This window comes from Rhodococcus parequi (assembly GCF_046042785.1).
GTDB lineage: Bacteria > Actinomycetota > Actinomycetes > Mycobacteriales > Mycobacteriaceae > Prescottella > Prescottella parequi.
Genome location: NZ_JBDLNV010000008.1, coordinates 210,398 through 231,862, shown reverse-complemented (window position 1 = coordinate 231,862; position 21,465 = coordinate 210,398). Strand labels below are relative to the sequence as shown.

The window sequence follows — 21,465 nt, the reverse complement described above, 5'->3', positions numbered from 1 at the left end:
GCGCCGAAACTCGCTGTCCCCGGGAGCCACCGTTCCCTACGATCTCGGGGCATGGCTGATCCGCATCCGCATGTGTACTTCCGCGACCGCCTGGTGCCCGCGCACGAGGCGACGCTCGGCGTCGCGACGTCCGCGGTCCTGTACGGGCTGAGTGTCTACACGGTGTTTCCGGTCCACGTCGACGACGGGGTCCGGTCCGCGTTCCGGCTCCGGGACCACTACCGGCGTCTCGTGGAGTCCTGCCGGATCATCGGCATCGACCGGTTCGCCGACGAGTGGAGCTTCGACCGGTTCGTGGCGGTGGCCGGCGAACTGGTCGCCGCGAACGCGCCCACGTCGGACGTCTTCGTCCGTGCCACCGTGCACGTCGACGAGTCGATCCCGGGCACCCGGGTCCGTGGCTGCGGCACCGTCGTCTCGATGTTCGTCTACGACGCGGTGCCGATCGTGCCGCAGGACGGGATGCGCCTGGGCACCAGCACGTGGCGTCGGATCCCCGACTACGCGATCCCGTCGCGGGCCAAGGTCAACGGCGCATACGTGAACTCGGTGCTGGCCAAGCAGGGCGCGATCGACGCGGGCTACGACGACGCCGTCTTCCTCGACGGCGCCGGACACGTGTGCGAGCTGAGCGCGGCCAACATCTTCGTGGTCCGCGGCGGCACCCTGATCACCCCTGACGTCTCGTGCGACATCCTCGACGGCATCAACCGGCGCACGGTGCTCACCCTCGCCGCGGAGGAGGGGATCCGCGTGGAGGAACGGACCGTCGACCTCACCGAGCTCTACATCGCCGACGAGGTGTTCGCCACGGGGACGTCGGCGGGCGTCGCGCCGGTGGTGGAGGTGGACGGACGCACCGTCGGGGAGGGTGTCCCGGGACCGGTGTGCGAGGTGCTGCGCAAGCGGCACGCGGCGGCCCTGCGCTCCGACGACGGCCGAGGCTGGGTGTCCTACCTGTAGCGATACCGGCCGCGCGAGATCGGGTAGTGAACTACCTACGTGCCTACGCGGGCGCGTACCTAGCGTTTACGGCATGACCAGCGCACAGGTAACGAACATGTCGGCCACCCCCTCGGCAGACCGTCGATCGGACGTCGACATCGAGCAGCTTCGCAGCGAGATCGACCGCCTGGACGCACAGATTCTCGCGGCGATTCAGCAGCGCACCGAACTCTCCCGTCTGATCGGTGAGGTACGCATGCTCGGCGGCGGCACCCGCTTGGTGCACACCCGAGAAATGAGGGTGTTGTCGCGTTTCGACGACCTGGGACCGGAGGGGCACACACTCGCGCTGCTGCTCCTGCGGCTCGGACGGGGGCGCCTGGGTCATGCCATGTGACCGGCCGACCCCGATCCGGAACCGATCGGGGTCGGCGCGGTCACGCCCACACCCGGCTCAGCTGCGCCAGAACTGCATGAGGTAGTTGCCGAACATCGCGAAGACGTCGGGCACACCGGACAGTTCGAACAACCCGTAGATCGCGTCGAAGAAGACGCTGTTGATCTGCGGGACGAACAGCAGGGCGATCAGCACGAGCAGTCCGAACGGCTTGACCTTGTCGAGCGAGGCCCGCGTGCTCGGCTGCAGGTGGGGTTCGATGGCGCCGTAGCCGTCCAGGCCGGGCACCGGCAGCAGGTTCAGAACCGTCGCCATCACCTGCAGGAACGCCAGGAAGCTCAGGCCCCACCAGAACACCTGGTGGTCGCCGTCCAGGCCGAACAGCCGGATGATCACCAGCAGCACCACCGCGGACACCGCGTTGACGGCCGGCCCGGCGAGGCTGACCCGGGTCTGCGCCCGCGGCGACATCAGCCCGGTCTGCAGGTAGACCGCACCGCCGGGCAGTCCGATGCCGCCGAGCGCGAGGAAGACCACCGGCAGGCCGATCGACAGCAGCGGCTGGGTGTACTTGCGGGGATCGAGCGTCAGATAGCCGCGCATCACGACGTCGTGGTCGCCGGCCCGCCATGCCACGAACGCGTGCGCGAACTCGTGCAGGCAGAGGGTGACCACCCAGCCGGCGACGACCAGCAGGAACACCCCGATGCGGCCCGACATCTCGTTGCCCGTCGCGCGCCAGGCGAGCACACCGCCGACCGCGGCGATCGCCACGATGCCCAGGAACACCGGGCTGGGTCGGACGAGGCTGGCGCGGGGGCGCGCGTCGGAGTACATGCCCCCAGTATCCAGGCGATGCCGGCTCAGGCGGCGCAGACGAGCAGCCAGTCCTGGTCGTGGCGGTAGAACGTCGAGCGCTTGACCGAGCGCGGGGTGCGGACGCCGTCGCGGGTGAGGACCGCGGCCGGCGAACCGAGCTGGACGGCGCGTCCGGTCAGCCACCGGTGGCCGCCGAACCAGCGGCGCTTGTCGACGGTGGCGCGCAGGCCGGGAAGTTCGGGGGTGGGCACGATCCGCATGCCGGGCACGGTGCCGGAGAACAGGCGCTCGTCGTCGACGTAGGCCTCGCCGATCAGTTCGCCCGCGTGCTCGGAGCCGTAGACGAGGGCCTCGCCGACGAGCGCGATCCCGGCGTCGTCGCGGATCAGCGGTGTGGGGCGGGCGACACCGGACACGGCGATCGTCGCGGCCTTGGAGCCGGTGCGCAGGGCGTAGGCGTGGGTGGCGTCGGTCCGTTCCTCGGGCACGTACGCGAGTTCGACGTGCAGGCGATCGGTGCGCATCAGCCGGGTGAGCGCGGCCGCGAAGGCCGCGTCGTCACCGACGACGATCAGCCGCGGCTTCTCGCTGGTCTCGATCTTGGCGAACGCCTCGTCGAAGTCGTCCTTGTCGGGCAGCGCCGGCACGTTCAGGACGTCGAGCGACCGCAGCGCCAGCGGTAGCGGCGCGTTGCCGCACTTGAGCACTACGGGAACCATGACACTCCTTGCTTGTCTCCGACGCTTCGGTTCGGATCGGGGCGTTGCGGAGGGTGGGCGAGCACGACGCGACCACCGCACGCAAGGGCATTTCGATGTCTACCCGAACCGACGCGGCCGCTGCAAACAGTCTGGGTGGTCGGAAGCTGTTTCGGGCCGTGCGCGGACACCTCGGCGGCTGGCCGACGGTCGGTCTCGGCTAGACTGTGCGTCCGGCCACTGCCTACACCACGGCAGGACCATGCAGTCGTACATGGCTGTACGTCGACCGTAGGAGACAGCGAAATGCCGGCAATCGTCCTCATCGGTGCCCAGTGGGGCGACGAGGGTAAGGGCAAAGCTACCGATCTACTGGGCGGACGCCTGCAGTGGGTCGTGCGGTACCAGGGCGGCAACAATGCCGGACACACCGTGGTGCTGCCGAACGGCGACAAGTTCGCACTGCATCTGATTCCGTCGGGCATCCTCACCCCGGGCGTCACGAACGTGATCGGCAACGGCGTCGTGGTGGATCCGGGCGTGCTGCTGCAGGAGCTGGCGGGCCTCGAGGAGCGCAACGTCGACACCAGCGGCCTGCTGATCAGCGCCGATGCGCACCTGATCATGCCGTACCACGTGGCCATCGACAAGGTCACCGAGCGCTTCCTGGGCGCCAAGAAGATCGGCACCACGGGCCGTGGCATCGGTCCCTGCTACCAGGACAAGATCGCGCGTGTCGGCGTCCGCGTGGCCGACGTCCTGGACGAGAAGATCCTCACCCAGAAGGTCGAGGCCGCCCTGGAGTTCAAGAACCAGGTGCTCGTCAAGATCTACAACCGCAAGGCTCTCGACCCGCAGCAGGTGGTCGACGAGGTGCTGACGCAGGCCGCCGGCTTCAAGCATCGGATCGCCGACACGCGCCTGCAGCTCAACCTGGCGCTCGAGCGCGGCGAGACCGTGCTGCTCGAGGGCTCGCAGGGCACGCTGCTCGACGTCGATCACGGCACCTACCCGTACGTGACGTCGTCGAACCCGACGTCCGGTGGCGCGTCGGTCGGTTCGGGCATCGGCCCCACCAAGATCGAGACGGTGCTCGGCATTCTCAAGGCGTACACCACGCGCGTCGGCTCGGGCCCGTTCCCGACCGAGCTGTTCGACAATCACGGCGAGTACCTGGCCAAGCAGGGTGGCGAGGTGGGTGTCACCACCGGCCGCGCCCGACGCACCGGCTGGTTCGACGCCGTGATCGCCCGGTACGCGACCCGCGTCAACGGCATCACCGACTACTTCCTCACCAAGCTGGACGTGCTGTCGAGCCTGGACACCATCCCGATCTGCGTCGGCTACGACGTCGACGGTGTGCGCGTGGACGAGATGCCGATGACGCAGACCGACATCCACCACGCCAAGCCGATCTACGAGGAGATGCCGGGCTGGTGGGAGGACATCTCGCACTGCCGCACCTTCGAGGAGCTGCCGGTCAACGCGCAGAACTACGTGCTGCGGCTCGAGGAGCTGTCGGGCGCGCGGATCTCGTGCATCGGCGTCGGCCCGGGCCGTGACGAGACCATCGTCCGCCACGACATCCTGGCCTGACCTCACCCACCCCGCTCGTGTGTGACCGAATGTCACATGCGTTCAGTTCGACTGAACGCATGTGGCATTCGGCATTTCGGGGTGGTAGGGCTCACGCCGGTTACCATCGGGGCATGGCCCTTCTCTACGCGGCACAGCTGTCACCTACCAAGCCGGAGCTGATCGCGGCCTGGCTCCCGACGTCCCCGTACTACGACGGCGCGACGGCGTCGATCGAGCCGGTCGGGGCGTACCGGTTCGACGACCCGGACGGCGAGGTCGGCATCGAGGTGCACCTGGTGCGCGACGCCGACGGCACGCTCTACCAGGTGCCGCTGACGTACCGGGCCGCGCCGCTGCCCGGTGCCCGCCCGGCCGGGGAGATGGACCACTCGGTGCTCGGCCGCCGGTACATCTACGACGCGACGACGGATCCCGTCTTCGTGCAGCAGTTGCTGGACACCGTCTTCGGCGGCGGCCGTGAGGCAGACCAGTTCGTGCACGTCGACGGCGGCGAGCCGCGCAGGATCGACAACTCCGCGCACGCGTGGGGCGCCGGCGCGGCGGGTGCACCGGCCCCGACCGTCACCGAGGTTCGAGTCTCCGCGGACGGCGCCGACACCGTGATCGAGGCGGGCGGGACCACCGTCGTCGTGCACCATCGGCCGCTCCACGGCGAGGCCACCGGGCCCGCGCTGCTGGGCGAATGGGACGGTGGCCGAGGCGTTCTCGCCACCGTGCGCTGATCCGCGTCAGCGCATCTCGCCGGCACCGGCGTACGGGTGCAGGCTCGCGAGAGGCTTGCCCTCGTCGAAGCGGCTGTAGCGGAACTCGTTTCCGTCGACGGCAGGGTCGCTGCTGATCCCGTCGAGCAGCAGGTCGGCAGCCAGGCGGCCCACGGCCGGCGAGATCTTGAATCCGTGGCCGCTGAACCCGACGGCGAGGAACAGGCCCTCGACGGGCGCGGGGCCGATGATCGGGTTGTAGTCGGGCGTGATGTCGTAACAGCCCGCGTACGACGACGCGAGCCTCGGATCCGGCATACCCGGCAGGATGCGGTCGAGCTTGCCGATCGCCGTCTCGACGAAGTCCTCCGTCGCGCGGTTGAGATAGGCGTCCGGATCGGCGATCTCGGGATCGGAGTGGTCGCTGTTGCCAACCAGCAGGTGCCCGTTCGGTTCGCGTCGAATGTATTGCAGGTGCACCAGATCGGAGAACGTCGGGACGTCGGGAGTGGGCTCGCCCTGGTCCACCAGCACCAGCTGTTCGCGCTGCGCACGGATCGGCAGGGGCACGCCGGCGGTCGCAGCCAGGGCGGGGCTCCAGACGCCGGTGGCGAGCACGACGGTGTCGCAGAGGATCTCGGTGCCGTCGGCGCACACGACGCCCCGGACGGCTCCGACGTCGTCGGAGACGAGGCGAACGACGTTGTTGGACTGCCTGATCCGCACCCCGAGCGCGCGGGCCCGGGCGCCGTACGCCATGCCGGTCAGGTAGGCGTCGCCGTGACCGCCGAGCGGTTCGTAGGCGAAGCCGGTGAAATCGTCGAGATGGATGCCAGGCCACAGTGATCGGACTGCGTCGGCGTCGATCAGGTCGACGGGCACGCCGAGCGCGCGGTGCATCTCGACGTTGGAGTGCAGTGGTTCGACGTTGTTCTCGCCCACCCCCACGACGTATCCGGTCTGCCGGAACCCGATGTCGGTGCCGAGGATCTCCTCGGCGCGGGTGAACACCTGCACCCCGTACCAGGCCATCGCCGCCAGCGACGGGACCCCGTAGTGGCAGCGGACGATTCCGCTGGACTTGCCGGTCATGCCCGCGCACAGGGTGTCTCGCTCGAGCACCAGCACGTCGGTCTCGCCGCGTTCGGCGAGTTGCCATGCGACGGCGAGGCCCTCGAGCCCGCCGCCGACGATCACGATACGTGCGTGCTCCGTCGTGGTTCCTGTCATCTCCGACCTCCAGTCGCGGCGTTTCTTGCTGAGAGACAGTGTTGCATGAAATGAAACAATGACAACCTGCGGATTCTGTGCGGATCCCGTTACGCACTGTTCACCGCAGCTACTCGCAGGCCTTACAGCTGCCGTCCACTCTCGGGTGACCTCGATTCCCCGTGTAAGACGGGCCGACGCAAGGTGGGCAGATATGGAGCAGGCTCTCGCGGCCGCCGACACCGCATGGTTACTGGCGGCATTCACGTTCGTGGCACTGATGATTCCCGGCCTCGCGCTGTTCTACGGCGGCATGGTCAGCATCCGCAACTCGCTCAACATGATGATGATGACGTTCGGATCCTTCGCCGTCGTCGGTGTGCTGTGGGTGCTCTTCGGCTACTCGACGGTCCTGGGTAATTCTTTGGGCGGCTTGGGGATTCTGGGCGACCCGCTCGAGTTCGTGGGTCTGGGGCAGCTGCTGGAACCGTCCGCGGAGCCCGGTCTGCCGCCGGCGCTGGTGGCGGGATTCCAGATGCTGTTCGCGGCCATCACGGTCGCCCTCATCTCGGGCGCACTGGCCGACCGCATCAAGTTCGGGGCGTGGATGCTCTTCGCCGGCCTGTGGGTCACGCTCGTGTACTTCCCGGTGGCGCACTGGGTGTTCGCGTTCGACTCCGACGACGGCAGCGTGGTCGGTGGCTGGATCGCGAACACGTTGGGGGCGATCGACTTCGCGGGTGGCACCGCGGTCCACATCAACGCGGGAATCGCGGCGCTGGCCATGGTCCTGGTGCTCGGCAAGCGGCACGCTTTCCCGAACATGCCTCGGCCGCACAATCTCCCGTTGACCCTGCTGGGCGCGGGTATCCTGCTGTTCGGTTGGTTCGGATTCAACGGCGGCTCCGCGCTGGCAGCCGACAACGCCGCCTCCGTCGTCGTGCTCAACACCGTCGCCGCGGCCTGTGCCGGTATCTGCGGGTGGTTGCTGGTCGAGCGGGTGCGGGAGGGGCGCCCGACGTCGCTCGGCGCCGCGTCCGGCCTCATCGCGGCGCTGGTCGCGATCACCCCGGCCTGTGGCGCGGTGTCCCCGATCGGGGCCCTGCTGATCGGTGCCGCCGCCGGTGCGCTGTGCTGCTTCGCGGTGTCGCTCAAGTTCCGCCTGGGGTACGACGACGCCCTCGACGTCGTCGGCATCCACCTGGTCGGCGGCATTCTCGGCACGCTGCTGATCGGCCTGCTCGCTACCGAGGACGCTCCGAACGGTGTCGCTGGACTGTTCTACGGCGGCGGCCTGGGGCTGTTGGGCAAGCAGGCGCTCGCGGTCGTGGTGGTGCTGGCCTACTCGTTCACGGTCACGTGGCTCATCGCGAAGGCCATCCAGGTCACGATCGGTCTGCGGGTGCGTCCCGAGGACGAGCACGAGGGCCTCGACGTCACCGAGCACGGCGAGACCGCCTACGTCACCGAGACGATGGCCGTCACCGTCACCGGTTCGGGGCCTGTCGATCCCGCCGCCGTCGCGGACGCCGCCGAGGCACTCGCGACGCGGGTCGCGACCACCGAGCAGCGCACGTAGATTCTCGAACGGTTCTCGCGGCCGCCGTCCGTCACCCGACGGGCGGCGGCCGCGTTGCCGTGTCGCGTCGTCCGCTCGGCCGTCGGCATAATGTTCGTCGGCAAGAGTTTCGGGAGACGGGATTTCGAGGCGGTACATGAGCGAGGGCACGAACACCGACGGCGGCGGGCCCGCGACCGGTGAGGATTTCTCGCGCTGGTTCGTCGAGCGGTTCGCCGACTACTGGCAGTCGGCGGGCGCATCCCGCATCGAGGGGCGTATCGCCGGGTACCTGCTCATCGACGAGTCGCCCGGAGTGACGGCCGAGGAACTGGCGTCCGAGCTCGGTGCGAGCCGCGGATCGGTGTCGACGTACGTACGCCGGTTGATCGATCGCGGCTTCGTCCGACTGGTCCGGAAACCACGAGACCGAACCCACTACTACGCAATGGATTCGGACGTGTGGGGTGGCTTCCTCGAGAACGAGCACGCCTACCTGGAGAATCAGCGACGGTTGGCGACCGAGGCCCTCGCGCACACCGATCCCGCCGGGCCGGCGTACGTGCGCGTGCTGAACATGCGCGACTACATGGGGTGGATCATCGACAACCGGATGCTCCGCAGCGAGTGGAACCGCTTCAAGGCCGAGCGTGATGGGCACGCGCGTGGCGGAGCATCCGGCCGGGACGACGGCGAGTGATCAGTTGCCGAGCTTGGCGACAGCCTCGTCGATCATCGGCACGTAGCGCTCGATCGACCACGGCACGGTCAGCGGGTTGATGATCGACGATCCGGTGACGAACGGCTGATCCTTGGGTGCCACCACCGATCCGCGTGCGATCGCGGGGATCTGGCGGTAGACCGGCTGGGCCTCGATCTCGGCGCGATTCGCCTCGTCGGAGTAGAAGGTGAACAGCAGATCGGAGTCCTTCAGCAGGTGCGCGTTCTCGAGACCGATCACCGCGGAGTCGGTGCCGTCGGTCTCGGGCAGGGTGTTCACGATCGGGTCGACCTGCAGACCGAGGGCGCGCACCATCGCGACGCGCTGCTCGTCCGGGAAGAACACGCCCAGCGTGGCGAGGCCCGTGTTGTAGATGAACGAGAAGGACACGTCCGCGTACTCGGGATGCGCCGCGGTGGCATCGGCGAACTGCGCCTTGATCTTCGCGATCTCCTGATCGGCCTCGGCCGCCTTGCCCATCGCCTTTCCGATGACCCTCATCTGGTCCTCCCACGTGGTCGTCCACGCCTTCTCGGCGTATGCGACGGTGGGGGCGAGGGAGCTCAACGCGTCGTACTGCTGCTGGGTGACGCCCGACCACGGTGCCAGGATCAGGTCCGGGTCCAGCTTGGCGATGGCCTCGATGTCGATCTCGCTGCCACCGGTGAACTGCACGGGCAACTGCGCGCCGCGCTCGGTGACCGCGTCGTGGATCCACGGCAGGTAGCCGGTGTCGTCGCTGCCCCACTCGTACGCCTCGATGCCGACCGGCACCGTGCCCAGGGCGATCGCGGTCTCGGCCGAGCCCATGCCCAGCGTCACGATGCGCTCGGGTTCCTCGGTGACGACGGCCGTGCCGAGGGCGTGCTCGATCGTGACGGTCTCGAAGTCGCTGCTGCCGGAGTCGGTCGCGGACTCGCTCGAGCTGCAGCCGGTGAGGACGAGGGCTGCGGCCACCAGGCCGGTCAGCAGGACGGACCCGCGAGCGGTCCCTGATCGAGCGAATCTCATGGAGGAGCCTTTCGACACGGCGAGGTTGCGTCGGTGAGCATAGGCTTACCTTCACTGAAATTTCAAATCAAATGAAAGTTCGGACGGTCGGGATGCTCACCGCCGGTAGGCGGGCGCTGCCGGAGTTCGCGGATGTGGCAGCGAGCCAGTCGCCGCGGTGCGGGTACGCCTCGATCGTGTAAGCGGCCGGGTTCGACGATCATTGCGAAAGCCGCCGGAACTGAGAGCGATTCGGTCACGGTGTGATGGCCGACCGGCGATACGGGACGGCGGAATCCCGATACCGGACGTCGCTAGTGTCGATGTCGGGTTCGCGGCACGCCCGCGGACTACCCGACAGCACACCCCTTGGAGTCCCCATGCCCTTCTGTCATCCCGCCACGGTCGTGTCCGTCACCACGGTCACGCCGCACATGGTCCGCATCGGCCTCGAAGCCGTCGGTGACTGGCGGTGGACCACCGAGGGGTGGGGTGACGAGCGCATAGACATCGCGTTCCCGCGCCCGGGGGAGCGGGTCGCCGACATCGAATTCTTCAACCGTCCCGACTACGGCAACGGCAACGGCGATCGCGGCAACGAACCACCGTGGCGGCACTACACGGTGCGGAGAGTGCTCGAGGAGGGGCGGCGGATCGACGTCGACTTCGTGGTGCACCCGGGCGGTCTGGCCTCCGACTGGGCGCTGCGGGCCGCGCCGGGGGACGTTCTCGGTGTGTTCTCGTCGGGGCCGGCGCGCGCCTACTACCAACCGGCCGGCAGCCTGTCGTGGCAGTTGCTCGTCGCGGACGCCACCGGACTGCCCGGGCTGGGTCGGATCGTCGAGGAACTGGGGGAGGGCGACGTCGCGCACGCGGTCGTCGAAGTCCACAGCGAGGCGGACCGTCAGGAGTTCCGCACACGCGGGCAGGTCACCTACACCTGGCTCGTCGGAAGCGGCATGGGACTCGCGCCGAGCGCCCTGCTGGAAGCGGTGGAGCAACTCGGGTTCCCAGAGGGCGACGTCTACGCCTGGGTGGCCTGCGAGAGCTCCACGAGCCGCGCGATCAGACGCCATCTCCGCGAGATGCGGGGGCTCGCGCGCGACCGGCACCACGCAGTGGGGTACTGGCGGCTCGGCGCGGACGGGCACGTGCCGGGAATGAACGGTGCGGATTCCGCCTGAGGACACGCGTCAGCTGCGTCACTCCTGGTGGTTGTCCGGGTAGGCGGTGACGGCCAGGAAGCGAATCGGCAACTGCACCAGATCGTTCGGTCCGTGCAGGCCCTCGCCGTCGAGCAGGAGCGAGTCACCGGGTCGGAGCCGGTACTCGCTCTCGCCGTGGCCGTAGACCATCTCGCCCTCGAGCATGTAGATCAGCTCGGTGCCGGGATGCTGGAAGAGCGGGAACACCTCGCTCGCGTCGGTGAGGGTGACGAGCACCGGTTCGAGTCGCTTGTGTTGCCCGCGCAGCGCGCCGAGCAGTTCGTAGTGGTGGCCGACGCGGGTGCCCCGGCCGACGATCACTGCGCCGCTGCCGGACTCGACGAACACGGCGTCCCGCGCGGTGTCGGCGCCGCGAAACAGCGACGTGACCGGCACGTCGAGGCCGGCGGCCAGACGCGCGAGCGTCGACAGGCTGCACGACGTCTGTGCGTTCTCGATCTTCGACAGCATCGCTTTCGAGATGCCGACCTTGGTGGCCATGTCGCCCACCGAGAGTCCGCTCGCCAGGCGCAGTTTGCGGACCTGGGCGGCGATGACGCGCTCGAGGTCGACACCGGTGGGGGTGTCGGCCGGTACCTCGCGTTGCGCGGTGTCGTGGTGGACGGGGCGCTCGGACGGGCTCATTGCCTCACAGTAGCGCGCCGTCCACTGTCGGTGGACAGCCGCTCCCGCGGTCGCGCGGGCGTGTCCGACCCTGCCCGGCCGGACGCGACGCGCCGCTCACCTGGGCGACCGGTGAATCCCAATGTTTTTTGTGGAGTGAGGGTTTAGGACTTCACGGTCTCTGGGTACAAGATCAAATGTGCCCCGCTGCGGGGCGCGGAAGTGAACACCGAACAGATTGGAGAAAACATGTCGTCCGAACTCGATGGTTTCCTCGGCATCATCAACAAGCTGCTGGCGTTCCTCGGATCGTCCGGTGAGGAGCAGGTTCCGCCCACGGACCCGCCGGCCTGACGGGCCCCCAGGGTACGAAGGCCGGGTCCCCGCGTTACGGGGGCCCGGCCTCGGCGTACCCACGTCAGATCCGGCCTGGGATCCAGTTCGTCCCGGCGAGCGGCACCCGGGCCATCGCCGACGCCTCGACGGTCAGGGCGACGAGGTCCTGCGGTTCGAGGTTGCGCAGGTGCGACTTGCCGCACGCGCGGGCGAGGGTCTGCGCCTCCATCGTGAGCACTCGCAGGTAGTTCGCGAGTCGGCGTCCGCCCTCGACCGGGTCGAAGTTCTTCTGTAGCTCCGGGTCCTGCGTCGTGATGCCCGCGGGGTCTCGACCGGCCTGGAAATCGTCGTAGAACCCCGCCGCCGATCCCAGCGCTTCGTACTGCTTCTGGAAGCGGGGGTGGTTGTCGCCCAGCGCGATCAGGGCAGCGGTGCCGATCGCGACGGCGTCCGCGCCGAGGGCCATGGCCTTGGCGACGTCGGCGCCCGAGCGGATGCCGCCCGAGACGATGAGCTGCACCCCGCCCGGTGCCCGGTGCACGCCCATCTCCTGCAGCGCCTGGACCGCCTGCGGGATCGCGGCGAGCGTCGGGATGCCGACGTGCTCGATGAAGACGCCCTGCGTCGCCGCGGTGCCGCCCTGCATGCCGTCGACCACTACGACGTCCGCGCCCGCCTTCACTGCGAGTTTGACGTCGTAGTACGTGCGGGTGGCGCCGACCTTGACATAGATCGGCTTCTCCCAGCCGGTGATCTCGCGGAGTTCGATGATCTTGATGGCGAGGTCGTCCGGCCCGGTCCAGTCGGGGTGTCGGCACGCGCTGCGCTGGTCGACGCCCACCGGCAGCGTACGCATCCCGGCGACGCGGTCGGTGATCTTCTGGCCCAATAGCATTCCCCCCCCGCCGGGCTTGGCGCCCTGGCCCAGTACGATCTCGATGGCATCGGCCTTGCGGAGGTCGTCGGGGTTCATGCCGTACCGGGACGGCAGGTACTGGTAGACGAGGTTCTTGGACTGCCCGCGTTCCTCGGGAGTCATGCCGCCGTCGCCGGTGGTGGTGGAGGTGCCGACCTCGCCGGCGCCGCGGCCCAGTGCCTCCTTCGCCCGGCCGGACAGTGCGCCGAAGCTCATGCCCGCGATCGTGATCGGGATATCAAGGTGCAGTGGATACTTCGCATTCCGGTCACCGAGCACGATGTCGGTGTCGCAGCGTTCGCGGTAGCCCTCGAGCGGGTAGCGGGACATCGACGCGCCCAGGAACAGCAGGTCGTCGAAGTGCGGGAGTTTGCGCTTGGCGCCCCACCCGCGGATGTCGTAGATGCCGGTCTCGGCAGCGCGCTGGATCTCGTGGATGACGTCGCGGTCGAACGTCGCGGATTCGCGCAGACCGGGGGTGTGCGTGGTCATGGGGGCCTCCTGGAGATGGCGCGCGTCAGTACGCTGCGGCGTTGTCGACGTGGAAGTTGTAGAGCGTGCGGGCCGAGCCGTAGCGGGTGAACTCGGTGGGGTCGGCGTCGAATCCCGCGGCGTCCAACAGTTCCCGCAGCTCGGTCAGGTGCTCGGCGCGCATCTCCTTCTTGATGCAGTCGGCGCCCAGCGAGGCGACGGTGCCGCGCACGTAGATGCGGGCCTCGTAGAGCGAATCCCCCAGAGCCTCACCTGCATCGCCGAGGACGACGAGCCGTCCGGCCTGCCCCATGAACGCGCTCATATGGCCGATACTGCCGCCGACGACGATGTCGACGCCCTTCATCGAGATGCCGCAGCGGGCGGCGGCGTTCCCTTCGATGACGAGCAGACCGCCGTGCGCCGTGGCGCCGGCGGATTGCGACGCGTCGCCGGTGACGCGGACGGTGCCCGACATCATGTTCTCGGCCACGCCGACACCGGCATTGCCGTCGATCGTCACGCTCGCCTGCTGGTTCATCCCGGCCGCGTAGTAGCCGACGTGTCCCTCGATGCGCACGTCGATCGGGGCGTCCAGGCCGCACGCGAGGGCATGCGCGCCGGCTGGCTCGACGACGGTGGCTGCTGCCGGGGCCTCGGTGGACTGTAGGGCGGCGTTGAGGGCTCGGGTCCCGATGTCGGAGACGTCGTACGTCACGGTCGGAGCGGCGGTCAGCGGTGCCATGCGTAAACCTCTTCCGGTTCGGGTTCGAAGATGCGGGCGTCCCCGATACCGGGCAGGCCGGCGAGCGCGCGGTATTCGGAGGCCATCGCGATGTAGTCGGCGTGCTCGGCGATGATCGCGGGCTTGCAGGCGATCGGGTCGCGCACCACCGCGAAGGAGTCCTGTGTGGACACGAGCAGCGTGTAGAAGCCGTCGAACCGCTCGCCGAGCAAGCGCAGCGCCTTCTCCAGGTCGACGCCCTCGGAGAGCTGCTTCGCGACGAAGCGGGCGCCCACCTCGGTGTCGTTCTCGCTGTGGAAGGCGATGCCCTCGGCCTCGAGTTCGCGCTTGACGCTCAGGTGATTGGAGAACGATCCGTTGTGCACCAGACACTGATCGGTCCCGACGGCGAACGGGTGCGAACCGGCCGCGGTGACGGCGGATTCGGTGGCCATGCGGGTGTGCGCGACACCCTGCCATCCCGCTGCGGCGGGCAGACCGAACCGGTGCGCGAGGTCCACCGGGTCACCCACGCCCTTGAGGACCGTGACGTCGTCGCCGAACCCGACGAGAACGGCGCCCGGAGCCGCGCCGAGTGCGGCATCGGCGAGCGTCGACGCCCGGACCGGAGCGTGCAGCAGCGTGTTCGGGCCCACGTCGATGCCGGTGACGGCGACACCCAGCGCGTCGCCGACCGTGGCGGCCAGCGACTGCGCCGCCGTGCCGACATCCAGCAGCGACACCGTCGCGTGCCCGGGCGGCGACCACCTCGGATCCCCGTAGACGGCCATGCCGGCCGAGTCGGGCCCGCGGTCGACCATCTGGCCGAGCATCCCGGTGAGCAGCTCACCGAGCCGCGGATACAGCGAGGGCTCACGCAGGTGGAGCCCGACGATTCCGCACATGTGTTGTCTCCCTTTGTTTCCTGTACCGGTCAGAAGGCGGTGAGGTAGCTGTCCACCTCCCACGGCGTCACCGTGCTGTGCCATTCGAAGAATTCCTCCCGCTTGAGCGCGGCGAAGTAGTCGGCGACGCCCGCGCCGGCGGAATCGAGAGCGCCGGTGACGACGGAGTCCTTCACGAGTGCGTCCATCGCGTGCAGCAGCGTCATCGGCAGGTCGTCGGGGCAGATGCCGCCGCCGGGCTCGCCCGGATCGGTGCCGCGGCGGATGCCGTCGAGTCCGGCCGCGATCGTCACGGCCGACGCGAGATACGGGTTGGCGGAGCCGTCCCCGCCGCGCAGTTCGACGCGGTTGGCGTCCGGCACCCGCAGGTAGTGGGTGCGGTCGTTGCCGCCGTACGTGGGCCGGCGCGGCGACCACGTCGCGCCGGTGCTCGTCGAGGTCGCCCCGGTTCGTTTGTAGGAGTTGACAGTCGGCGCCAGGACGCCCTGGAGCCCGCCGGCGTGTTCGAGGATGCCGCCGATGAACGCGTACGCGGTGGGGGACAGACCCAGGCCACGCGGGTCGGTGCGGTCGGGGAAGACGGGGTCGCCGCCCTGCCACAGCGACAGGTGCATGTGCATGCCGCTGCCGGTCCGGTCGGCGAACGGCTTGGGCATGAATGTCGCTGTCATGCCGCGCTGTTCGGCGAGGACGGAGATGAGGTAGCGCAGCGTGACGACGCGGTCGGCGGTGGTGAGGGCGTCGGCGTACTGGAAGTTCTGCTCGAACTGGCCGTTGCCGTCCTCGTGGTCGTTGGCGTAGTTGCCCCAGCCCAGTTGGTTCATCGCGGCCGAGATCGCGGTGAGGTGCTCGTACATGCGGGTGACGTCGCGGGCGTCGTAGCAGGGGCGCCGGGAGGTATCGAGGGTGTCGGCGGTGCGGAGACCGCCGTGCCCGTCGCGGTCGACGAGAAAGTATTCGATCTCGGTGCCGACGTTGACGTCCAGGCCGAGGTCGGCGGCCTGCTCGAGCACCGTCTTCAGGATCACGCGCGGCGCGAAAGGCCACGGCTCGCCCTGTACGTGCGGATCGCAGTGGACCAGAGCGAGACCGGGGCGCACGAACGGGATCGGGGTGAACGACGCGGCATCGGGGACGGCGACGAGGTCGGGGTCCTTCGGAACCTGGCCCATCGCCCCGGCCGCGTAACCGGCGAAGCCGACACCGGCCTCCTGCAGTTCCTCCACAGCCTCGACGGGTACGAGTTTGGCGCACGGCTTCCCGGCGAGGTTGGTGAACACCGCCAGGACGAAACGGGTACCGGTGGCGCGCGCGAGCGTCGTGAGATCGGGAGTGTCCGGCCCGGGCAGGCGCATCACGGTGAGATCTGCGGGATCGAGCGCCATGTGAACTCCTCGGTAATGCCGACGATGTTTCCTTTAGTGAATCTCTGTTGCATGTCAGGAAACATGGCATCCATGACGGATGCGTTACGGAGGAGTGAGGTTGTGGTGACGTCCGCAGAAGCGAAACGACCGAATGTCACACGCGTTCAGTCCGACTGGACGCGTGTGACATTCGGTCGCGGGAACGGGCGGGACGGTCAGTGACCGCGCGCGATCCACTCCTCGAGGTGCGGTGCCTCGGTGCCCAGGGCGGTGTCGTCGCCGTGGCCGGTGTGGACGCGGGTCTCCGCCGGCAGCGCGAACAGCTTGTCGCGGATCGACCCAATGATGGTCGGGAAGTCCGAGAACGAGCGCCCGGTGGCGCCAGGTCCGCCGGAGAACAGGGTGTCGCCGGAGAACAGCTCGCCCGCCTCCGGCAGGTACAGGCACGTCGATCCGGGGGAGTGGCCCGGGGTGTGGATGGCCTGGATGTCCGTGCCCGCCACCGCGATCCGCTGTCCGTCCTCGAGCGCGAGGTGGCGGACGCCCGGGTGGGTCATCTGCCACAGCGCGTCGTCGGCCGGGTTGAGGTAGATCGGGGCGTCGAGCTTCTCGGACAGCTCCGGTGCGACGGTGACGTGGTCGTTGTGCCCGTGCGTGCACACGATGCCGACCACCTTGCGGCCGCCGACGGCGTCGATGATCGGCTGCGCGGTGTGCGCGGCATCGATCACCAGTACCTCGTCGTCGTCGCCGACGAGCCAGATGTTGTTGTCGACGTCCCAGCTGCCGCCGTCGAGCTCGAACGTGCCCGACGTGACGACCCGGTCCACCTTCAGCGTGCCGCTCACAAGACCACCACCGAGCGCAGCACCTCGCCGCGGTGCATGGTCTCGAACGCCTGCTCCACGTCCTCGAGCTTGATCCGCTCGGTCACGAACTTCTCGAGCGGCAGACGACCCTGCTGGTACAGGTCGACGAGCATCGGGAAGTCGCGCTCGGGCAGGCAGTCGCCGTACCACGACGACTTGAGCGAGCCGCCGCGCGAGAAGAAGTCGACGAGCGGCATCTCCAGCGTCATGTCCGGGGTGGGAACGCCGACGAGGACGACGGTGCCGGCCAGGTCGCGGGCGTAGAACGCCTGCTTCCACGTCTCGGGACGGCCGACGGCGTCGACCACGACGTCGGTGCCGAAGCCGTCGGTGAGTTCCTGGATCGCCTCGACCACGTCGTCGACCTCGGACGCGTCGATGGTGTGGGTGGCGCCGAGCTCGACAGCCCACTCGAGCTTCTTGGGATCCCGGTCGATCGCGATGATCTTGTTCGCCCCGGCGAGGCGTGAGCCCATGATGGCGGCGTCGCCGACGCCACCGCAGCCGATGACCGCGACCGAGTCGCCGCGGGTGACGTTGCCGGTGTTCATCGCGGCACCCATGCCCGCCATGACGCCGCAGCCGAGCAGTCCGACGACGGCCGGATCGGCGCTGGGGTCGACCTTGGTGCACTGGCCGGCCGCGACCAGCGTCTTGTCCGCGAACGCGCCGATGCCCAGGGCCGGCGTCAGCTCGGTGCCGTCCTCGAGGGTCATCTTCTGCTTCGCGTTGTGCGTGTCGAAGCAGTACTGGGGGCGACCACGCTTGCAGGCGCGACACTTTCCGCACACTGCACGCCAGTTCAGGACGACGAAGTCGCCCACCTCGACGGTGTCGACACCCTCACCGACGGCCTCGACGATGCCCGCAGCCTCGTGGCCGAGGAGGAAGGGGAACTCGTCGTTGATGCCGCCGTCACGGTAGGTGAGGTCGGTGTGGCAGACGCCGCACGCCGCGATCGCGACGACAGCCTCGCCGGGGCCGGGATCGGGGATGTTGATGGTGACCAGTTCGACGGGGGCGTCCTTCGAGCGGGCGATGACGCCCCGTACCTGCTGCGGCATGGTTTCTCCACTCCAATTCGGTCGACGTGAACGCACGGGCCCACACATGTCGGTGTGCGCATCCGACTACGAGGCTAGTCACCGGCGGGCGGCGCCGGGACTGGTCGACCGGAGAGGTGTGCCTGGCCGAACGGTCAGGGGACCGGCCGTACCCCGGCTTCGCCGCCCAGCGCCGCGGCCTCGGCCCGCGTGGCGACGTCGAGCTTGCGCAACACGCCCGCGACGTGGAACTTCACGGTGCTCTCGCTGACTCCGAGGCGTTCGGCGATGGCCCGGTTCCGGCGTCCGGCGACGAGGTGCCCGAGCACCTCGAGTTCGCGCGGTCCCAGATCGGTGAGCGCGTGGTGTGCGGGCGGCGCGGTGGTCGGCGTGTGCAGCGGCAGGGTCGCGACGACGCGGGAACCCCACCCCGACGTCGATTCCGCCGTCAGCGTGCCGTCGAGGGTGTCCACCCGCAGACGGAGCTGGCGCTCGAGGTCGGCGGTGTCGCTCAGGCCTCGCCCGTCGTCGCGGATGTCCACCACCAGTTCGGATTCCGAGCACGCCCAGGCAACGCGGATCCGGGTGAGGTCGGTCTGCGTCGACAGCGACAGGACCGCGCCGCGCACCACCGCGCGGGCGCCGTGCGCCACCTCACCCGGCACGGCGCGGCCGTCGACCGCGGGCTCCACGAGATCCAGTTCGAGGTCGCGGTGCCGCAGCAATCCGCGCAGTTCCCCGCGCAGGCGGGCGAAGGCGGTGACCACGGACTCCTCGGCGAACTCGCGATGGGTGTCGACCGTCGTCCGCAACCGGATGAGCGCGGCCGACGCGGCCTCGCGCGCCGCCGCACGGGCGCGGGTGTCGTCGAGGTCGCCGGACCGCAGCGTTGCCAGCAGCGTCTCGAGTGTCGTCGCGTGCACCTCGGTGAGCTCGGCGACGGTGCGGGCGCGCTCGGCCGACGCGGCGCGGGACTCCGCGAGATACGCGGGGCTCGCACCCTGCACCTGCAACTGGATGCCGGTGGCGACGATGCCGAACATCGACCGGACGGACTCGAGCGGCACCGTCCGCGACGGTCTGCCCGCCGGGACCATCACGAGCAGCGTGTCGGTGCGGTCGAGGATCGCATACACCTCGCGTGGCCGTCCCGCGATCTCGGCGCGCCCGCGAAATATCCGACCGTGATCGAGATCTGCTCGCAGGGAATCCAATTCGGCGATCGTCACCCGGTCCACGATGTCGGGATCGCCGGCGACCTTGCGCGGCCGTCCCGTGCACTCCCGGGTGAAGATCACCAGGGCGGTGTGCGGCACGGAGTCGGCCAGCAGTGCCGAGAACCGGCGTCCGATGTCGGACAGGCGGCCGACCAGGACGTCGCGCAAGCCGTCCAGTACCGCGTCGGTCCCGATCTCAGTCACGCCGTCACGATATCGGCAGCGGTGGATCGATCCTCGACGGTCCCGTCCGCCGTCGAACGGCAGCGGGTCCTCGGAGGCGCGGCCCGCGCTCGATCAGTCCAGTGCGCGGTTGCTGGACTGCAAGTCCTCGGTGTGGGTCGGTCCGGCTGGGGGGTCCGCGTCCGCTGCGGTAGGCCCCTTGCCGTCGTCGAAGGTTCCCGCCAAAGGCGCTGCAGGCCGGAATTGTTCGAGGTGGAAGGGTTGTCCCTGTCGAGCCTTGGGTATGTAGTGGTAGACGAACGCGGCGAGGGCGGCGATGGCGAGGAAGGTGATCAGCGTGCTCATGTCGACCAGTCTGGGAAGTGATTGGCTTTGAAATGAAGGGCCAGACCGGGCACGCTGGACTGCATGATGATGCATGCGCTGAGCGCGCGGTCCCTGGCTCGCGACCTCGGGGCCTGGCAGGACAACGGTGGACGACGGGCGTCCCGCCCGGCGTACCGTGCGCTTGCCGACGGCATCCGGCTGCTGGTGCACGACGGTCGGGTTCCGCTGGGGTCGGCGTTGCCGAGTGAACGGGAACTCGCGGCCGAACTCGAGCTGAGCCGGACCACCGTCACGTCCGCGTACTCCGTGTTGCGCGACGAGGGCTATGTGCTGAGCCGGCAGGGGTCACGCACCACCGTGGCGCTGCCCGATTCGGTGAACCACGCCGCGGTGCAGCAGCGACCACGTCACCTTCCGCCGTCGAAGGAGCCGTTGGTCGATCTCAGTTATGCGGCCATGGTGGCCCCGGTGGCCGAGGTGGAGGACGCTTACGGCGCTGCCCTGCAACAGCTTCCGCCGTTCCTGTCCACCCACGGGATGGAGCCGGTGGGCATCGCGATGCTTCGGGAGGCGGTCGCCGCCCGATACTGTGCACGGGGCCTGGAGACGTCGACGGATCAGATCATGATCACGTCGGGCGCCCAGCACGCGCTGCGGCTGCTGCTCGGCGTGCTCACCGCGCCGGGGGAGCGGGTCCTGGTGGACCATCCGACGTATCCCAATGCGCTGGAGGCGATCCGGCGCGTCGGTGCGCGTCCGGTCCCGGTGCCCGTGCGTCCCGAGGGCGGCACCTCGCGCGGCTGGGATCTCGACGCGATCCGCAGCGCCGCGCGGCAGACCGCCGCCCGCATGGCGTACCTGCTGCCGGACTTCCACAACCCGACCGGCCTCTGCCTGGACGAGCAGGGTCGCGCGGAACTGGCGCGGATCGCCCGCGAGACCCGGATGACGCTTGTCGTGGACGAGACGATGGTGGACGTCTGGCTCGACGCGCCGCCACCGCCGCCGGTCGCCGCCCTCGCCCGCGACACGTCCGGCGCCGACGTGGTGACGGTCGGTTCGATCTCGAAGTCGCATTGGGGTGGCATGCGGGTCGGGTGGATCCGCGCGAATCCGGAGCTGGTCACGCGGCTCGCGGGCTCACGGTCGGCCCTCGATCTCGGTACCCCGGTGATGGACCAGCTGGCCGCGGCGCACCTGCTGGCGCTCGGCGACGAGCCGATCGCGGTGCGCCGCGCGCTGCTCCGGGCGCAGCGCGCGGCGATGCTCGACGAGTTGTCGGCGCGGCTGCCCGACTGGGTGCCGACCGTGGGGTCGGGCGGCATGTCGTTGTGGCTGCGGATGCCCGCGGCGGTGTCCACCGCACTGGCCGCGACCGCGCCGAGTCACGGCGTGGTGCTCGCGGCCGGACCGCGTTTCGGTGTCGAGGGCGCCTTCGAACGCTTCATCCGCCTGCCGTACGCGCGGCCGGTGGACGAACTCCGACGGGCGGTTGCCGGCGTGGCGGCGGCCTACTCGGCGCTGGGAGTCGGCACCGAGGCCGTCGAACCGGCCCTGGTGGTGTGAGAGTGGTGGGCGCGGTGGGGCCCCGTGATCCGTCATGAGGAGGAAGAGACCCGAACTGCCCGAGGTGGTCGTCGG

General features: G+C 69.2%; 21 protein-coding genes. 8 read left to right on the top strand and 13 right to left on the bottom strand.

The features are described from left to right. Window positions 1–51 precede the first annotated feature (51 nt). Both ABEU20_RS22005 and ABEU20_RS22000 read left to right on the top strand, forming a co-directional pair. Window positions 52–963, top strand: coding sequence for an aminotransferase class IV (locus ABEU20_RS22005; RefSeq protein ID WP_420166496.1), 912 nt, complete (start codon window positions 52–54; stop codon window positions 961–963). A 73-nt stretch (window positions 964–1,036) separates the two neighbouring features. Then, window positions 1,037–1,342, top strand: coding sequence for a chorismate mutase (locus ABEU20_RS22000; protein WP_107982469.1), 306 nt, complete (start codon window positions 1,037–1,039; stop codon window positions 1,340–1,342). Window positions 1,343–1,399: 57 nt separating this feature from the next. On the opposite strand, the gene ABEU20_RS21995 is transcribed toward ABEU20_RS22000, so the two are convergent. Both ABEU20_RS21995 and ABEU20_RS21990 read right to left on the bottom strand, forming a co-directional pair. Next, window positions 1,400–2,179: a site-2 protease family protein gene (locus ABEU20_RS21995; protein WP_420166495.1), complete on the bottom strand. Its 780-nt coding sequence runs from the start codon at window positions 2,177–2,179 to the stop codon at window positions 1,400–1,402. A gap of 26 nt (window positions 2,180–2,205) precedes the next feature. Then, on the bottom strand, window positions 2,206–2,880 hold the full coding sequence (locus ABEU20_RS21990) for a hypothetical protein (protein ID WP_420166494.1): 675 nt from the start codon (window positions 2,878–2,880) through the stop codon (window positions 2,206–2,208). Window positions 2,881–3,165: 285 nt separating this feature from the next. On the opposite strand from ABEU20_RS21990, the gene ABEU20_RS21985 reads away from it, so the two are divergent. Together ABEU20_RS21985 and ABEU20_RS21980 are read left to right on the top strand one after the other, a co-directional pair. Then, complete coding sequence (locus ABEU20_RS21985) at window positions 3,166–4,455, top strand: adenylosuccinate synthase (RefSeq protein ID WP_420166493.1); 1,290 nt, start codon at window positions 3,166–3,168, stop codon at window positions 4,453–4,455. 113 nt (window positions 4,456–4,568) lie between these two features. Further along, window positions 4,569–5,180 carry a CG0192-related protein gene (locus ABEU20_RS21980; protein WP_420166492.1) on the top strand — a complete coding sequence of 204 codons (612 nt, stop codon included), beginning with the start codon at window positions 4,569–4,571 and terminating at the stop codon, window positions 5,178–5,180. A 6-nt stretch (window positions 5,181–5,186) separates the two neighbouring features. Here the strand turns inward: ABEU20_RS21980 and ABEU20_RS21975 are convergent, their stop codons facing one another. Further along, window positions 5,187–6,389, bottom strand: coding sequence for an NAD(P)/FAD-dependent oxidoreductase (locus tag ABEU20_RS21975; RefSeq protein WP_420166491.1), 1,203 nt, complete (start codon window positions 6,387–6,389; stop codon window positions 5,187–5,189). A 193-nt stretch (window positions 6,390–6,582) separates the two neighbouring features. Here ABEU20_RS21975 and ABEU20_RS21970 point away from each other — a divergent pair, with 193 nt between their 5' ends. Both ABEU20_RS21970 and ABEU20_RS21965 read left to right on the top strand, forming a co-directional pair. After that, entirely contained in the window at window positions 6,583–7,947 is a 1,365-nt protein-coding gene (locus ABEU20_RS21970; protein ID WP_420166490.1) for an ammonium transporter, read from the top strand. Between the two features lie 136 nt (window positions 7,948–8,083). Next, window positions 8,084–8,626, top strand: coding sequence for a GbsR/MarR family transcriptional regulator (locus ABEU20_RS21965; RefSeq protein ID WP_420166489.1), 543 nt, complete (start codon window positions 8,084–8,086; stop codon window positions 8,624–8,626). Here the strand turns inward: ABEU20_RS21965 and ABEU20_RS21960 are convergent, their stop codons facing one another. Then, window positions 8,627–9,658: an iron-siderophore ABC transporter substrate-binding protein gene (locus tag ABEU20_RS21960; RefSeq protein ID WP_420166488.1), complete on the bottom strand. Its 1,032-nt coding sequence runs from the start codon at window positions 9,656–9,658 to the stop codon at window positions 8,627–8,629. Between the two features lie 359 nt (window positions 9,659–10,017). Between ABEU20_RS21960 and ABEU20_RS21955 the strand changes: the two genes are divergently transcribed. Beyond that, on the top strand, window positions 10,018–10,821 hold the full coding sequence (locus ABEU20_RS21955) for a siderophore-interacting protein (protein ID WP_420166487.1): 804 nt from the start codon (window positions 10,018–10,020) through the stop codon (window positions 10,819–10,821). 18 nt (window positions 10,822–10,839) lie between these two features. On the opposite strand, the gene ABEU20_RS21950 is transcribed toward ABEU20_RS21955, so the two are convergent. From ABEU20_RS21950 to ABEU20_RS21910, 9 genes are all read right to left on the bottom strand, one after another. After that, the gene (locus ABEU20_RS21950; RefSeq protein ID WP_420166486.1) at window positions 10,840–11,487 is read right to left on the bottom strand and encodes a helix-turn-helix domain-containing protein; all 648 of its coding nucleotides are present in this window, start codon (window positions 11,485–11,487) and stop codon (window positions 10,840–10,842) included. 397 nt (window positions 11,488–11,884) lie between these two features. After that, entirely contained in the window at window positions 11,885–13,210 is a 1,326-nt protein-coding gene (locus tag ABEU20_RS21945; RefSeq protein WP_420166485.1) for an FMN-binding glutamate synthase family protein, read from the bottom strand. A gap of 25 nt (window positions 13,211–13,235) precedes the next feature. Further along, complete coding sequence (locus ABEU20_RS21940; RefSeq protein WP_420166484.1) at window positions 13,236–13,934, bottom strand: GltB/FmdC/FwdC-like GXGXG domain-containing protein; 699 nt, start codon at window positions 13,932–13,934, stop codon at window positions 13,236–13,238. Next, complete coding sequence (locus ABEU20_RS21935) at window positions 13,922–14,818, bottom strand: class II glutamine amidotransferase domain-containing protein (RefSeq protein ID WP_420166483.1); 897 nt, start codon at window positions 14,816–14,818, stop codon at window positions 13,922–13,924. Before ABEU20_RS21935 ends, ABEU20_RS21940 begins: the two co-directional genes overlap by 13 nt. A 29-nt stretch (window positions 14,819–14,847) precedes the next feature. Next, complete coding sequence (glnT, locus tag ABEU20_RS21930; protein WP_420166482.1) at window positions 14,848–16,203, bottom strand: type III glutamate--ammonia ligase; 1,356 nt, start codon at window positions 16,201–16,203, stop codon at window positions 14,848–14,850. 197 nt (window positions 16,204–16,400) lie between these two features. Continuing rightward, window positions 16,401–17,033 carry an MBL fold metallo-hydrolase gene (locus tag ABEU20_RS21925; RefSeq protein WP_420166481.1) on the bottom strand — a complete coding sequence of 211 codons (633 nt, stop codon included), beginning with the start codon at window positions 17,031–17,033 and terminating at the stop codon, window positions 16,401–16,403. After that, window positions 17,030–18,118, bottom strand: a complete 1,089-nt coding sequence (locus ABEU20_RS21920) for an S-(hydroxymethyl)mycothiol dehydrogenase (RefSeq protein ID WP_420166480.1) — start codon at window positions 18,116–18,118, stop codon at window positions 17,030–17,032. Before ABEU20_RS21920 ends, ABEU20_RS21925 begins: the two co-directional genes overlap by 4 nt. 134 nt (window positions 18,119–18,252) lie before the next feature. Then, on the bottom strand, window positions 18,253–19,518 hold the full coding sequence (locus ABEU20_RS21915; RefSeq protein WP_420166479.1) for a helix-turn-helix transcriptional regulator: 1,266 nt from the start codon (window positions 19,516–19,518) through the stop codon (window positions 18,253–18,255). 93 nt (window positions 19,519–19,611) lie between these two features. After that, entirely contained in the window at window positions 19,612–19,842 is a 231-nt protein-coding gene (locus ABEU20_RS21910) for a hypothetical protein (protein ID WP_420166478.1), read from the bottom strand. A 63-nt stretch (window positions 19,843–19,905) separates the two neighbouring features. Between ABEU20_RS21910 and yczR the strand changes: the two genes are divergently transcribed. Beyond that, entirely contained in the window at window positions 19,906–21,390 is a 1,485-nt protein-coding gene (yczR, locus tag ABEU20_RS21905; RefSeq protein ID WP_420166477.1) for a MocR-like transcription factor YczR, read from the top strand. Window positions 21,391–21,465: the final 75 nt, after the last annotated feature.